The 16899-nt window shown below is 40.4% G+C and carries 10 protein-coding genes; 8 read left to right on the top strand and 2 right to left on the bottom strand.

The window, feature by feature from the left end; genetic code table 11:
• The first annotated feature begins 6 nt into the window (after window positions 1-6).
• The 6 genes from BQ7394_RS03125 (at window position 7) to BQ7394_RS03100 (ending at window position 10029) form a co-directional block, all read left to right on the top strand.
• On the top strand, window positions 7-570 hold the full coding sequence (locus BQ7394_RS03125; protein WP_075556038.1) for an RNA polymerase sigma-70 factor: 564 nt from the start codon (window positions 7-9) through the stop codon (window positions 568-570).
• Between the two features lie 63 nt (window positions 571-633).
• Window positions 634-1626: a FecR family protein gene (locus BQ7394_RS03120; protein ID WP_075556037.1), complete on the top strand. Its 993-nt coding sequence runs from the start codon at window positions 634-636 to the stop codon at window positions 1624-1626.
• Between the two features lie 157 nt (window positions 1627-1783).
• Window positions 1784-5008: a TonB-dependent receptor gene (locus tag BQ7394_RS03115; RefSeq protein ID WP_075556036.1), complete on the top strand. Its 3225-nt coding sequence runs from the start codon at window positions 1784-1786 to the stop codon at window positions 5006-5008.
• Between the two features lie 10 nt (window positions 5009-5018).
• Complete coding sequence (locus tag BQ7394_RS03110) at window positions 5019-6752, top strand: RagB/SusD family nutrient uptake outer membrane protein (protein ID WP_075556035.1); 1734 nt, start codon at window positions 5019-5021, stop codon at window positions 6750-6752.
• A 16-nt stretch (window positions 6753-6768) separates the two neighbouring features.
• The gene (locus BQ7394_RS03105; RefSeq protein WP_075556034.1) at window positions 6769-8157 is read left to right on the top strand and encodes a Gfo/Idh/MocA family oxidoreductase; all 1389 of its coding nucleotides are present in this window, start codon (window positions 6769-6771) and stop codon (window positions 8155-8157) included.
• A 12-nt stretch (window positions 8158-8169) separates the two neighbouring features.
• On the top strand, window positions 8170-10029 hold the full coding sequence (locus BQ7394_RS03100; RefSeq protein ID WP_075556033.1) for an FAD-dependent oxidoreductase: 1860 nt from the start codon (window positions 8170-8172) through the stop codon (window positions 10027-10029).
• A 104-nt stretch (window positions 10030-10133) separates the two neighbouring features.
• Here the strand turns inward: BQ7394_RS03100 and BQ7394_RS03095 are convergent, their stop codons facing one another.
• Together BQ7394_RS03095 and BQ7394_RS03090 are read right to left on the bottom strand one after the other, a co-directional pair.
• Window positions 10134-11432 (bottom strand): outer membrane beta-barrel protein, encoded by a 1299-nt coding sequence (locus tag BQ7394_RS03095; protein WP_235848658.1) that lies wholly within the window; start codon window positions 11430-11432, stop codon window positions 10134-10136.
• A gap of 2 nt (window positions 11433-11434) precedes the next feature.
• On the bottom strand, window positions 11435-11986 hold the full coding sequence (locus tag BQ7394_RS03090) for an RNA polymerase sigma factor (protein WP_075556031.1): 552 nt from the start codon (window positions 11984-11986) through the stop codon (window positions 11435-11437).
• A 559-nt stretch (window positions 11987-12545) separates the two neighbouring features.
• On the opposite strand from BQ7394_RS03090, the gene BQ7394_RS03085 reads away from it, so the two are divergent.
• Together BQ7394_RS03085 and BQ7394_RS03080 are read left to right on the top strand one after the other, a co-directional pair.
• Window positions 12546-12839 carry an HU family DNA-binding protein gene (locus BQ7394_RS03085; protein WP_075556030.1) on the top strand — a complete coding sequence of 98 codons (294 nt, stop codon included), beginning with the start codon at window positions 12546-12548 and terminating at the stop codon, window positions 12837-12839.
• A gap of 2 nt (window positions 12840-12841) precedes the next feature.
• Window positions 12842-15676, top strand: a complete 2835-nt coding sequence (locus BQ7394_RS03080) for a GLUG motif-containing protein (RefSeq protein WP_161951774.1) — start codon at window positions 12842-12844, stop codon at window positions 15674-15676.
• Window positions 15677-16899: the final 1223 nt, after the last annotated feature.

Genomic DNA, 16899 nt, shown 5'->3' with positions numbered 1-16899 from the left:
AATAGTATGGACGGGCTGTCTCACACAGATACAAAAGATGATATTGTTCTTATCAAATTAATAAGAGCCGGAAATACACAGGCCTTTAAATATTTATTTGATTTGTTCTTTGTTCCTCTCTGTCGTTTTATTAGGATTTATGTAGGAGAAAGGCAGATTGCAGAAGAGATAGCACTTGATATTTTTGTCAATGTGTGGGAAAAAAGGGAAACATTAGAGATAAAGTTATCATGGAAATCTTATTTGTTTCAGTCTGCAAAAAACCGATCGCTCAATTATATAAGGGATAATGAACGTTTTATAAATGTTGCGGATTGGTCTTTTCATGATAAAGCAGTCAACGATCACACGGTAGAGTTAAGAGAATTAGAATTTCTTATCCAGGAAGCCATTTGTTCTTTACCGGACAGAGTACAGGAAATATTCAAAAAGAGCAGAATAGAGCATCTTACTAACAAAGAAATATCCAAAGAGTTAAATACCTCCGTCAAGAATGTCGAAGCCCACATAACCAAAGCTTTAAAACTAATTAAAGAATATCTGGGAGATACGTATACATATCTTTGGTAATTTTTTCAGGATTTATTAGGGTTCTTGTCCTATCATGTGTCATACTTAAAAAGACAGACATTTATGGACAAGACTATACCTTGGGAACTAATTATTGCTCATTTCAAAAATGAGACAAATCAACAGGAAGAAGCAGAATTGAACAGTTGGCTTAAAAAAGACAACAATCATTCCCTGTATACTGAATTCTTGTCTTTATGGGAAGAAGTTCAAAGTGAGTCCGGTTCATACCAGCCGGACACACAATATTATTGGAAGCAACTGGAAACAAAAATAGGTCGAACGAAAGAGAAAAAAGAACAGTCATTTATTTCGCTATACAAATATAAAATAACAGTGGCTGCAGCTTCTGTTTTGTTGATTATTTCAGTATCAACCTCATTTTTTATCGGGACAAAACATGCTCAACCACCCGTCAGCGCACAGACATATACAGCATTGAACGGAAAATCACAAATAGTGTTACCCGATGGAAGTCTTGTTTGGATTAATAAGGGATCAACTTTAACTTACGAGACTTCCTTTCTGAATAACCGTAATGTCCGATTAACAGGTGAAGCTCTTTTTAAAGTCACAAAAAATAATAAATATCCATTTACGGTAAATGTCGACGACATCCGTGTGAAAGTAACAGGAACCAGCTTTAACATACAAGCTTATGAAAAAGAACCACAAATGAAAATTGCTCTTTTAGAAGGAAAAGTGAGCGTTATGGCCGGCAATCAGGAGAAAGAAATGTCCCCCGGCGAAATTGCTTCATTTAATAAAGAAAATAAAGAGCTTAGCATCAACAAAGATGATGTCGTCTTCGAATCTTTTTGGGCCGACTCCAGCTATACTTTTACAGCCCAAAATCTCAAATACATATGCAAGTATTTAGAACGATGGTATAATATAGACATATCATTGGATCCGTCGATAGCTGATAATGTATATACATTTACAATAACAGACGAGCCATTGGAAACAATCCTGCAAATCATGTCAAGAGTAACCCCTATCAAATACTCTTTCGAAGAAAAAAATAAAGTAATAATCAAACATGTCGAACCCTAAAAAACAAAATGCCTATGCAGTAAGATGAAAACAAAGGCACAAGCTGGAACTTGTGCCTTACAACGGAAATAATCCGTCCAGAGAACACTCCGAACGTTAATCCAAATTTGACGGTTTGACATACGTTCAAAATGTTAACTTCTAATATTACAAATATATGAATAATAAGAGAATAATTCTGAAAAAGAAAGCATATTTTATTCTATTCATCCTTATATTCTTTTTCACAAATAATATTCAGGCAACAAAGTCATCTGAAAAAATAACCATTTCATTTTCTGATATCCAACTGTCTGATGCCATCAAGCAAATTCAGGGAATAAGTAATTACAAATTCTTTTATGATGCAAATAAAACCGATCTTACTCAACGCGTAAGCCTGAAGGCTGAGCAAATGAGTATTCATAAGGCGATGGAGATTATGCTAAATCCTACTAATCTCACATTTGAAATAACAAACTACCAGATTGCACTGATTGTAAAACCATTACAAAAGACAAAACAAATAAAAGGGACTGTTACCGATAATAACGGTGTTCCGATTACAGGAGTAAATGTAGTTGTGAAAGGAACTACTAATGGATCTGTTTCCGATATAGATGGAAAATTCACATTGAATGTTCCCGAAAACGGTATTTTAAACGTTTCTTATATAGGATTTAAGACATATGAAACAAGTCTAGCCGGCAAAGATATATTTAACATAACACTGACAGAAGACAACCAAGCTATCGACGAAATCGTAGTTGTCGGCTACGGGACTTCACGTAAAAGGGAGATCGTAAGTGCAATGGCTAATGTAAAAGGCGATGAATTCAGTAATGCTTCCACCCCCAATGTAAAAGATGTCCTACAAGGGAAAGTTGCCGGGGTAGATATTGAATCAGCCAGATTCCCCGGAGACGACAGAAGCATCCTAATTCGTGGTGCCCGATCACTAAATGCAGGAAACAGTCCACTTGTTATTATTGACGGGGTACCGGGAAACCTGAGTGATGTTAATTCATACGATATCGCCTCCATGGAAGTACTGAAAGATGCAGCCAGTTCAGCTATCTACGGTTCAAGAGGAGCCAACGGGGTCATTCTTGTTACTACTAAACGAGGGAAAAAAGAGATTAAGCGTGAGATTAATTTCAATGCTTATCTCGGTGTAAATATTCCTCACATGATCGATATGCAATCAGGGGAACAATATACACAATTTCGTCGTGATGGTTATAGATTTGCTCACGGTTGGGATAATTCCTTTACTGATGAGGATGTTTTTGCTGCTTCTGAACTTGATGTTATCAAAAGTGGGAATTATACAGACTGGCAAGATTTGGTTTACAGAAACGGTTTTGTACAAAGTTATCACCTGGGTATAAGTAACAGCGGTGAAAAAACTCAACTTTATTTATCACTCAAATATGACAACGAAGAAGGATATTATAAAACTCATGATGTAGAGAACATAAATATTTCCCTCACGGCAGATCACGAGTTAGCCGATTTCTGGAAAATAGGAACTTCAATCCGCTTACGCCGCAATAACCTTTCAGGGTACCGTATATATGGAAATGATATTTTATATATGACTCCTTTGTCGCAACCTTACACTGAAGATGGAGAGTTAAATTTTTATCCGAATCCGATAAACACTTCCGGATATAATCCTTTGGCCAATTATCTTCCCGGACAGTTTATCGACGATAAGCAAAGGAATGTGGTGAACTTGAATCTAACATCTAATATAAGTTTCACGAAAGATTTAAGTATGCAAACGAATTTCGGATTCACCTATGATGATTATAAGAACGGTTATTTCTATGGTAAAGATTCTTATAACAATAAAGGAGTAAAAACCTCTTCCGGCAAAGCTTATCAGAATTATGACCAATATACTTTAAATAATATCATTTCATACGATAAGGATTTCGGAGGTCACCATCTGACAGTTGACTTGGTTGGAGAAATTCAACGTTACAAATATGACAGCTCAAAACTATCCGGAGAGAATCAACCTGTGGAATATACCAGCTATCACAATTTGGCGTCTAATAGCGAAAATATTCAAATCAACAGCACATATCAAGAATGGTCTCTCGTTTCCGGTCTGATACGTGCCCGTTATAATTATAAAAACAAATATTTTCTGAATGCGGCTATTCGTGCCGACGGTTCTTCCCGGTTAGCCAAGGGAAATAAATGGGCCTACTTCCCTTCCGGAGGAATCGGGTGGAGTATTAAAGATGAAGACTTTATGCAGGATATATCCTGGATTAATAACCTGAAAGCTCGCCTCTCTTACGGAACTGTTGGTAATACGGCTATTGATCCCTACCAAACTCTGTCCACCCTAATGCAGGGAGCTTATCTATGGGGAGAAAATTCTGCCGATAAATTCTACACCTATCACCCCAGTTCCATTGTCAATCTTGATTTGGGATGGGAAATATCAAGAACGATCAATGCGGGCCTTGATTTCGGCTTTCTGAACAATAAAATCAGTGGTTATTTTGAATTCTACAATACACAGACTAGCGATGTATTAATGAAAAGGGCTATTCCCACCTTCACCGGATTCACAGAGATCTGGCAAAACATCGGCAAAACCCAGAACCGGGGATTGGAAGCCAGTTTAAATATAAATCCTATCAGACAAAGAGATCTCTCTGTAGATTTCACAATCAACGCTTCCAGAAACTGGGAGAAGATAATCGAATTGATCAGTGGGGAAGATTTGCCTAATAACAAATGGTTTATAGGTAAGCCGATGGGAGTTCTTTATAATTATGAGAAGATAGGTATCTGGCAACTGGGTGAAGAGGAAGAGGCTGCCAAATATAATGCAACACCAGGAGATATAAAAATAAAAGATCAAAACAGTGACGGTTCGATCAGTGCGGCAGACGACAGGGTTATTCTGGGGCAAACTCGTCCGAAATGGATCGTATCTTTAGGAGGTAGTCTGCAATATAAAGGTTTCGACTTTTCGTTCAATATTAACTCAAGATGGGGATATTCATTCGCATTTTCTCCATTCAACGATATTGTACTTGACGGACAAAGATGGCAACCTACAGTCGATTACTGGACTCCGGATAATCCAACAAATCAATATCCGAAAGCCGACCAGTCCAAAGGTTGGGATACCTACCGGGCAGCCAACGGTTACCAAAAAGGCGATCATATAAAACTGCAGGACATCACATTAGGATATAGTTTTGATAAAATGTTATCAAAATACCACGCTATAAAGAAAGCCCGTATTTATGTACAACTCAGAAACATTGCATATTTATATAAAGCGACAGACTTCGGTATTATGCCCGAAGCACCAGATATCAACTACACCGTTCCAAGTAGTTATAATGTAGGAATTAATGTAACATTTTAAACTTGTTGTCATGAAAATTAGATTTATTACCTTTTTAATAATGTCCGCTCTCTTCCTATCTTCATGTGACTCTTATCTGGAAGAAGACCCCAAAGGACTGATCAGTGATACTTATGCAAAAACAGAAGAAGGCATTGAATCGCTTATCTTAAGTTTGTATCAGCGCAACAGGACATTACCAGATAGGTTAATGTTGTTTGCGGATACAGGAACCGATGTTACGACTTACGGCATGAAAGGAGTCGGTTGGGCGTATGAATCATCCACTTATAATGATGCTATACTCATCTCCAATACGGTAAATTCAGAATACTGGACATATCTCTATCAGCTCTTAAACATAGCAAACACGGGGGTTTTATATGTGAACGAAGCTTCTATATCCAGTGAGAAAAAAAGAGATTTTCTCACCTCCGAAGTGCATGCTTTACGTGCCTTTTATCTTTACCTGATAGTAGAAACTTGGGGGCCGGCATCTCATTATGCCGAAACACCCTCACAATCGGCAATCACCGACGGATATCAGCCAGGAATAGCGACCTTTTATAACAGAATACTCAAAGACCTGGATATAGCGGCCCAGGCATTAAATAATCCTCAAGAGTCTAAATGGGGTCGGATGAATATCGGTGTTGTAAAAGGTATTCGTATGAGGGTACTCATGTCACTGGCCGGTTATGACGAGTCGATTCTTAATGAAACAAGCTATACAAAGCAAAAATGTTATGAGGAAAGCATAGCTTTATGCAACTCACTCATCAACGACTATAATTATCAGCTACTCCCCGATTATGCTTCAGTATTTGATGTAAACAATCAGATTAACGACGAAATAATCTGGTCTATCCAGTTTACAAGTGATCTTATTTACAATGGTATGGATGACAAAGGACCGGACGGGAAATATAAAGATGATGCTAATTATTGTCACAGATATTATGTCGGATGGTATAACAAATCCGTTAAAAACACCAATTTGAATATCGATGGATTATGGAGCCATTCCCGCGTATATGGACGAGAATTTCGTGTGGTCATGCCGACTTACTATTATATCTCTTGTTTTAATAAATATGATAAACGAAGAGAGCAAACATTCCAAACAGCATGGTGCCGAATTTCCGGTAACTGGAATAATGATCCCGATTATTCAGATACTTTACTCATCCGGACACTCGACGTTGTAACTCCTGAGTTCATCGATGCATACGAGAAAAAAGGTATTACTGTCGATAACATTTCGGATATATATGATATTAATACCGGTATTCCAACTGTAGACGGACGTTCTTGCGCCCATACTGTTACTAAATTCCTCGATCCAAGTAGAGATGATGCAAAACGGGAACAAGGATTCAAGGATGTAATCCTCCTTCGTTTAGGAGAAGTTTATATCACATTGGCAGAAGCATATGTAAGAATGGATCAGCCGGAAAAAGCAGCCCAGGTCATCACCAAGCTGAGAGAACGAGCATTGACTAAAGGACATGAAAATGAATTAAAAGTATCTGCTTCGGATATGAATATCGAATTTATACTTGAAGAAGGAGCCCGGGAACTGGGGTGTGAGCTTAACAGATGGTATATGCTGAAACGTACCGGTATGCTTGTAGACTGGGTAAAACAGAAGAATCCAGATATTACACTAATCAAGGATTATCATATTTATCGTCCTTTACCACAGGATGCTTTATATGAAGTGACCAATATAAATGAATTCAAACAAAATCAAGGATATAAATAATTTACAACAACTTAATATGAATACAAATAATATTTTTTCAAGACGCGATTTTTTAAAAGCTTCCGGCTTAGTTGCCGGGAGTACCCTAATGGGTTCATCCATCCAGTCACAAACACTTTCTATGGTCAAAAATCTGGGCCCCCTTGCTAAAAAGACCACCGTAGCATTGGTTGGCACAGGGTCCCGCGGATGCGAGATGTGGGGACGTAACTTATTAAAATCCTATGGACAATATCTCGAATTTGTCGGACTTTGTGATATTAATCCGGGACGCCTGGAATTTGCTAAGGGTTTCATTGAAGTTTCCTGCCCTACATACACCGACTTTGAAAAAATGATGAAGGAGACAAAACCGGAATTATTAATAGTCTGTACAGTAGATGCAACTCATCACGAATTTATCATAAAAGGAATGGAAATGGGAGCAAATATTCTCACAGAAAAACCCATGACCACCGATGAGAAAAAAATACAGGCAATATTAGATGCGGAAAAAAGAACCGGTAAACATTGTAGAATCACTTTCAACTATCGTTATTCTCCCCACAGGGCAAAAATGTGGGAACTTCTTCATGCCGGTGAAATCGGAGAATTGACATCTGTCGATTTCCATTGGTATCTGGATACGTCACATGGAGCAGACTATTTCCGCAGATGGCACAGATTGACAGAGAAAAGCGGTTCCTTATGGGTTCATAAAGCCAGTCATCATTTTGATTTATTAAACTGGTGGATCGATAGCGATCCTGAAACAGTTTTCGCTCTTGGTTCTTTAGATCTTTATGGCAAAAATGGCAAATTCAGAGGAGAAAACTGTCGAACCTGTGCTCATACGAGAGACTGTGAGTTCTACTGGGATATAACGAAAAGCTCGTTTATGACCAAGCTCTATACGAACAATGAAAAATACGATAACTACCTGAGAGACGGATGTGTTTTCAGAAACGATGTAAATATCTTCGACCAGATGGCAGCATCTATTAAGTATAAGAACGGCGTACAAGTATCTTATTCATTAACAGCATATTCTCCTTATGAAGGATACCGGATTGCATTTAATGGGACTAAAGGACGTATTGATGCATGGATACAGGAATCTAAGAAAATGAACGATAGAAGTTATGATGAAATAATCCTGTTCAAGAATTTCTCAAAACGTGAGTATATCCAAGTCCCGTTTGCTACTTCCGGGCACGGAGGTGGAGATAAATTATTGAAAGATCAGATTTTCATTCAAGACACCCCTGACCCGTTCAAACAATGTGCAGGCTCAAGGGATGGAGCATTGGCTTGCCTGATTGGTATAGCAGCTCGTCAAAGTATCAAGACTAAAGCTCCTGTCAACATAGAAGATCTGACTTCCATTGTTCCGCAAGAGAAAAAAATGTACCGACGAATCTTATAATTCTATAGACTCATGAAAATTCGGTTATTCATTTTATTGTATTCTTTCTGTTTAACCCTCTCCGCTCAACAACAGTATGATCTGGTTATCGTTGGAGGTAATCCGGGTGGGATCATGGCTGCCATTGCAGCTGCTCGTTTAGGGAAAAGTTCAGTTATACTGGAAAGAAGCAACTATATTGGGGGCTTACCAGCCAATGGACTGGGAGCCACCGATATCGGAACACGTGAGGCAACTTCCGGATTATTCCGGGAGTTTGTCGACAGGATAAAGCAACACTATACCGATACGTACGGGGCCAATTCCGAACAGGTTAGATTATGTGTGGACGGATATCATTTCGAACCATCCGTCGGAGCCAAGGTTTTCGACGAGATGATAAATGAACACCAGGATAAAATTACTATTCTCAAAATGCGACAATTTGATGCGGAAAAAGAAAATATCGTGATACATAATGACCGCATAAAACAAATACACGTATTAAACAGAGAAAACGGACAGAAAGAAATATATGTAGGAAATATTTTCCTGGATGCAACTTATGAAGGAGACCTGGGAGCTGCGGCCGGTGTTCCTTTCCGGGTTGGTAGAGAAAGTAAAGAAGAGTTCAATGAACCTGGGGCTGGCCGTGTTTACAAATATTGGAATGGTCCGGAAGGAGCGGGCAGTACTTTTGAGGCCGATAATGCCGTACAATCTTATAACTATCGTCTTTGCCTGACAAATAATCCCAAGAACAGGGCTCTCTTCAGCAAACCAGAAAACTATAACCGGAATGAATATATTTCCCTTATAGAAGATGTATGGACCGGTCGGAATACCAATGCCAAGATGGAAAGCGTAACTCCTGAAATGAAGGAGAAAAACCGCAGACATATCAAAGCGGGTAATCCATCCGAACTTCCCGGAGATAGATGGGGGATCAATAAAATAACCAATATTGTGCATCTGCCTAATATGAAAACAGACGCCAATAACCAACATGACGCATTTATTTCAACCGATCTTCCAGAAGAAAACTGGCCTTGGCCGACTTCCTCCTGGGAGTGGAGGGATAAATTCGCCAAGCGTTTGCAGGAATACATAGAAGGGCTGTTTTGGTTTGCCCAAAATGATCCAGAGTTACCCGTACATTTTCGTAAAGCGGCTCAGGAATGGGGATTAGCAAAAGATGAATACCTTGATAACGGCCATTTTCCTCGTCAGGTATACGTACGTGAAGGACGACGTTTCGAAGGAATATATTTCTTCACGGCCAATGATGCGATACCCGTAACTCCGGGCGGAAGACCTCCGATCCATGAGACGAGCATTACTGCAAGCCATTATCCACTCGACTCGCATGCCGTAAGGAAAAGAGAGATAGGGCGCGTACATCTGGATGGTTTCCTGAGCTATCCTACTGCAGTTTACACGGTACCTTTCGGAGTTATGGTTCCTAAAAATGTCGATAACTTATTACTCCCTGTCCCCGTCTCCGGATCCCATATTGGTTTCTCTACTTTGCGAATGGAGCCGTGCTGGATGGCTATCGGACAGGCAGCCGGGGTTTCTGCTGCAATAGCGATAGACGATCATGTTAAAATACAAAATGTATGTTTAGATAAGCTACAGGAAAAGTTACTCGATCAAAAGGTAACACTCATGTATTTTCGTGATATGTCCTATACTGACCCGAATTTCCGTTTAGTTCAGTATATGGGATTACGAGGTTATTTGCCAGACTGGAATGCAAAATTAAATGCTTCTATTGACAGTGAAACATTAAAAAACTGGCAATCTCTATGTAATCAGCCTCTGTCTGGTGTAGAATGCGGGAAAACCAGTAGATTAAATGTACTCAAACAAATCTATAACCTCATCAAATAGTGTTCTCCTGAAATATCCGAAGCATCTATAAAGAAAGAGCAGGGCTCCCCGTCGGAAACCCTGCTCATCTTTTTTCCTGTACAGGAAATCATCATCACATCTCATCAAAATGAAAGTCTAACCCCGAACTGCACCGATGCACAGAGTGGCTGCTCTTTCCGGATCGTCTCAACCACACTCTTATCATCAAAATAATAGGCGATACCGGGTTCGGCATAGATACTAACAGGTTTAGATATGTCATATTGTACACCCAATGAAGCTAAAGCGGACAACTGCACCTTTTTGACATCAAGGTCAGTCTTACTCTTACGTTCACGAACGTTATTCAGGTAATAATTTGTATTCAGGCTACCGTCCACACACATCTCCGCCATGCCTCCGGCAGAAGCGTAAACAGATAAACGGTCTTTCTTCCACAAGGTATAATTCACTTTCAAAGGAATACCCAGATAATGCAGGCGCTGCTCCTGCGAATAGAAATCTACTTCACCGGCCGACAGTTCCGACGAAAGGAAGGTATAAACCAAACCGCTTTCCACCGAAAGCTTGTCGTTGATCTTTTTCTTTACCGAAAGTCCTGCCGAAAGCGGGAACTTATGCTTCATCTTTGTTCCCGATGGCTTCTGATAGTTGGCCGCAGCTATCTTCTCAAACATGGAATAATCCCCCGGATCCCGGAAGTTCGAAGCATTTGAAGCCACATTATTCATGTAATCTTCAAATGTTCCCGAACCCGGATTATTATTCACACTTACATCCGAACGGGTTGCCGAACCATTGAACATCGCTAATCCTTCCGACGCAGAAGAATGGCGGTCAAACATATTCCCGGCATACAAACCGAATGTCCATCCTTTACCCGATGAAGATTGCTTCTTCGGCAAAGTCTCATAACTCCTTTCCGGAACGTACTCATACTGGCCGCTCCTTTCCACAACCGACCGGCTGTTAGAGTTATTTTCCGTAACATTCTCTTCTCCTATCTCTGCATGGAAATAAGCAGAAATAGACAAATAAATCTCCGACATCGTTTCAGTCAGTCCCGGTAATTCCGGTTCCACCTTTTGCACGATAGCCGCCAATTGCTTCGTCACCGGCTGCGGTTTTATCTCTTCAACCGGCATAACAACCGGAGCAGATGTACCACCACCTCCCGACTCCGCAGGAAGAACGATATCCGACAAGACCGGTTCTATCTCCTTATCTATCCCCATAAAGTAAAGAGCTGAACCTAAAACTGCCAAAAAAGACACTGCTGCCGCCAACCAACGATAAGGGAAGCGACGGACATGTGGAGTAGCAGAAAACGCTGCTTCGAGCTTTTCCCAGCCATCCTCCGGCAACGGTAGTTGAAAATCAACTTCCCGTATTCGGTATTCCTGTATTAATTTATCTTCCATTTTCATTTTCCGGCTTCTTTCTGAATGTAATCGTTTACTTTCTTTACCAGCATTGCTTTTGCCCGACACAGTTGCGACGATGACGATCGTTCGTTAATATGTAAGAGCTCGGCAATCTCTTTATGACTTCGTTCTTCAAATGTATATAAGTTAAACACGGTACGGTACCCTGTCGGTAACTCCTGGACGAATTTCATCAGAACCGACGTTGGGATCTGTTCGATCTCCTCCGGAGGCTCCTCCTCTGTTTCAGCAATCATATCAAGGGGGACTATTTGTTTGAGTACATCCTTCTTTCGAAGATACTCAAGTGCTGTATTCACAAAAATACGGCTCATCCACGCTTTCAGACTCCCTTCCCCACGATACGTAAAACTTGAGAAGGAGGAGAATACTTTCAGAAATCCGTCGTGCAACAGATCATACGCCACGTCCATACCTCCTGTATACCGGTAACAAATGTTTAACATTTGTTTGGCATAAGTATCGTAGAGTTCTTTACGGGCTGCATTCACACCCCGCATACACTGCCTTATCAGTTCTTCTTCACCCATCAACGCCGCGCGTGTTTATTATATAAATGTAATGACTGCGGGAATACTGCATGCGACTTCAATTTTTTTTTGCAAAGAACCGAAATAAAGTGGACATTTCCTCTGATACAGAAAGAAAAAAGGTACAGAGACGTCTTTTCAGTCCCCGTATCTTCTATTCCGGCGGAACAGTGAGCTGCAACCGTCCGCACCTCCGAAGCCAAGGCACTCGGCATGTCCCGGGAAATGCGAAACAAATGTCATAAATAAGAAGTATTCAATATAAAAAGACTAAGTATTTCGGACAAAAAACGTAAGTATTATCAGATAAAACCGCAAGTATTTTACTAAAAGACATTTCAAGGAATGACTAGATTAAACGTTCGTTTTAATTTGTCACAAAGTTACGGGTTATATTTTTATATTCAAATTTATCGGCCATAAACTTTGATTATCTTGTTTTCCCTTGTTTTTCAACAATTTTCAAATCTTACCTACTCTAATTTACCCATAAACATTTATTTTTTATGACACTTCAGAAAATGACGAAAAAAAACGAACGTTTTTTCTAGTCATTCTTATGAACAAGCAACAATTAATCAACGAGTTAGCCTATAAAACAGGGCAAACACAAATTGCCGTCAAAAAGGTTATCCAATCTTTGACCGACATTATCACCGACGAACTGAAACAAGGTGGAGAAATCCGCTTGACAGGTTTTGGCGTCATTACAAGATGGCACCAGGCCGAACGCCTGGCACGAAATCCCAAAACAGGAGCTCCTCACATGATTTCCGAACGTTTCTCCGTAAAGCTGAAACCGGGAAAAGAACTTCTTGAAGAATTAAATAATACCCAAACTAAAAATAAATGATGATGAAAAAACATTTACATCTTATCTCGTATCGTCTGTTAATAACGATAGCGTTTCTCTGTTTCTTCTCCAAAGGGATAAAGGCAGATGATACCCCACCGGACACATGGGAAAACCTGGCAAGTAAACCTGCGAACTGGAGTACTTCTTCAACTGAGATCAACATATTTTCCGAAGCCGAATTAGCCTGGGTGGCGAAAATGGTAAACGACAATGAAGATACCGGAGATTCCGGCAAAAAGGGGTTTGAAGGAGTGACGATAACACTCACCCAAGATATTGATTTAGCTGATCATAATTGGATACCGATCGGAGAAAAAGGGGCAGATTATAGATCTAGCAGACCTTTCAAAGGTAACTTTGATGGAGGCGACCATACCATATCGAATATGAAGATTGTCTCCGATTGCTCAGCGGGTCTCTTCGGTCAAATAGATCATGCAACAATAAAGAATATCAAGTTAACAAACTGCTTCATTGAAAAAAGTAGTAATACCTACACTCCAAATAAAAATATTTATGCCGGATGTATAACCGGTGCAAGCTATTCCTCTACAATTGAAAATTGTCATGCTCAAGGGGCAATCAGCTATACAGGGGAAGCTGCAGTGTATGTAGGTGGTATAACCGGTAAAAACGCATCAACTGACGACACAGAAGCAATCATTAAAGACTGCAGCTTTGATGGAAAGTTCGATTACAAGCTTACGCTAACTCCTTATGGAGGTAGTAAATCCGGCTGGGTCGGAGGAATAGCCGGAACGAACAATGCATCTACCCAAACATCCGGAAGCATCACAAACTGCCATGCCAAGATAGCCGCCAAAGTAATTCAAGCAGAAGTTGGAGGTATTACAACATCCAACAGGGGTGTTATAAAAGAATGCAGTACAGAAGGATCTATAAATGTCACTCTTGATGGAACAACTAGTGGCGTTGGTGGAATTGTCTCGGAAAACACAAAGCCTTTATACTCGAACCCGACTTATACAATAGAAAATTGTACTTCTTCCTGTGATATAACATTAGCATATAAAATAAAGAATAGTCTACAATCAACGGGGTATTATGCCAAAGTCGGCGGTATTGCAGGAACTCATAACATGGGTAATGCTCAAAAATGTCCTCCTATAACCGATTGCACCACATCCGGAACAATCTCTATTGAATTAATAACGGATCAACCTGCAGAAACTGATTTAAGTGGTAATTTATGTACGGTCGGAGGTATCGCCGGATACAGTAAAGCTGCAATTCAGAATTGTAAATCGTCAGCCAAGGTTTCAGCGACTACAGAAATACCAAACACGGAAGCATATGCAGGAGGTATTGCTGGGATTTTCGAGAAAGCCCCTATTAGTAATTGTGTAGCATCAGGTACTATTACAACTAATGGAGTCGTTAGTTATAGTGGTGGAATTGCCGGACAATGTTCTTACGCTATTAAAAATAGCTTTTCTACGGCTAATATTATTTCCACAGGAAACAATAATACAGTTGGTGGCATTGCAGGATACAATACGCATTACATTCAGAATTGCTATTCAACAGGAGACATCACATCAACTGGCGAAATAAATTGTGCCGGAGGGATTGCAGGCTACAACCAGTACGAGATACTCAATTGCTATGCAACAGGCAAGGTGGCTGCAAATTGTATACAGAGAACAAAAGCAAATGAAGATCCCCGTGGATATGTCGGAGGTATTGCCGGAATAAATAAAGGCAGTAGAGCAAACAGTAAAGGTTCTGTAGTAAACTCCCTGGCACTCAACACCGGAGGTATTACATACAATGCTACAACACCCGGACGTATTGTAGGGTTTCAAGATGAATCTGTAGCTACTGTAACGAACAACTTTGCTCATAAAGAAATACCGACAGTAAACGATGCAGCAGTAGAGAATGGCAACGACTGGGATGGATCTACTTTTCCTTTCAAATCATCCGATGCTTGGGATTTCAGCAATCCGGCTCAACTGCCTAGCCTCAAGAAGATCGACGAAAGCGATAATTACACACAGGAAAAAATAGAAGGACAACCCACTATCCCTATCGCAAGCCTACAAGATTACATGATTACATTCGATACCCCGGAGCATGGTCAACTAAACGTTACCGCCCCATCTGTCAATCCGATACAATCCGGTAATAAGGTACAAGGCGGAACCGTACTTACCATTACTGCCACCCCTGAGAATAATTATAAACTGGACAAGCTAACGGTAAATGAGCACCCTTTCACTTCCGGAAATACATTGACCGTATCGGAAAACATCATAATCTCCGCTACTTTCAGCAAAATCCCAGATCCCCAGCCCGAACCTGATCCTGAGCCAACTCCAGTTCCTCCGGTTTACCACCTCGTCACCCTCCCTCAAATAGAAGGAGCAACCACCAACCCTGCCGCCGGCGATTACGAGGTCGAAGCCTGGAGCAGTTTCCGTTTCTACCTGACACTCGACAAGGAATACGACCAGTCCTCTCCCATCGTCACCACCGACCGGGGCGAAACGATCACCCCACGTTCGAGCGACGGTGCATACATTATCAAATATGTACGTCAACCTATCGCGATCAGTATCGACGGTATCGTCCGTAATCCCGACCCGGTTGCCAACGAAACAATCGGCACAAACGAGACAACTGTCCGTGCAGAAGGCGCTTATCTGCATATCCATACCTCTCATCCCGAAACCGTATTTATCTACACGTTCAACGGGACACTCATACATAAATACGATAATCTATCGGGAGATAAGTCTCTTTGGTTACCGCAAGGCAATTATATTGTCATAGCAGGAAATAAGAGTTTCAAGATACAGATACAAAAATAACACAAGGACATCCTAACAAGTCAAGCCTCGTATATAGCCTCAAAAGAATTATCCATCTTTTGAGGCTTCCTTATTACAGGGCTACCGCATTAAAATATAGTTCAGTTATTGTCATGATGTGAGCTATTTTATAGTGTCTGTTCAGACGACTGAGGGAAAAAGTCAGGCTATACCCTTCACCTGTCACACAGGCTGTATTACCCTATTGAACAGCGAGTTGCCGTGAATACCAACGTTTCACCGACAACAAATTGCCTTCACTGATAACAAGTCTTTTTTCAAATAGCTGCCGGAGCCAATATCTATGGCTGCCGGAGCTATTTTCTGTGGGTGCCGGAGCTATTTAAAATAGCTGCCGGAGCCAATACGAACGGGTGCCTATTCATTTTTCACAAGTGCCTACCGACGTCGATAAAGGATAGGTGTTTTGAAATGTTAAGACAGGACTTTTAACTTTGAAAGTCCAGACTTTTATCTTTAAAAGACCGGTGTTTTTTCGAAGAGGCAATTTTATTTGTGTGATTGGAATGAAATACATTGTAGACACAATCTCAGACACAAAAAGACTCAATTATTTCTAAATATAAATGTTTTCTCCAAACTGGGTTCATTGGTTCATAAATCAGATAGACGCATTGATATACAAGAGTCAAGGAATGAACCCATCTTGTTTTTTTGCATTCAGCTGCATTCATCGGATGAATCCAAATTTCGGCTTGGGTTCATATCGTAACACTCCTATTATCAATCACATCCACCAACGCATGAATGATATGAACCATTATTTCAAAAAACTTTTTTCTGAATAGGTATTTGCTGGCTGCTACACTTGGATAAGCTAGCACCGGCACTCCTTTTTAATGGGTCGGCAGCTATTTTGAAATGAGTAACTACCCATTTCAGATTCGCCGCCTAGCTATTCAGGAAAAGACTTAAGTATTTCCCTATAAACAGAAAGTTCAGGTAACACTATAGACTTAAGTATCCTGACACAATAGTCCTACTATTGTTAACACGACTGTACTGTTGCAGCAATATAGGTATGCTACAGGTTCACATATTGAAGAGGGATAGTGCTAATATTGTCAGAAATGAGCTATCTCTCTTTACAAGGCAACGCCTTGTGCCTCTTCCTTTGTGGGCTTAAGCCCCTTTATTAACGGGGCTTCTTTCCTATATGAAAGGGGTTAAAACCCACAGAGGATCCGGCAAAGCCGGAGCAT

The sequence above is a fragment of the Parabacteroides timonensis genome (assembly GCF_900128505.1).
Taxonomy (GTDB): Bacteria; Bacteroidota; Bacteroidia; order Bacteroidales; family Tannerellaceae; genus Parabacteroides; species Parabacteroides timonensis.
The sequence above is the reverse complement of the archived record's forward strand: the minus strand, read 5'-3'. Positions and strand labels throughout refer to the sequence as shown.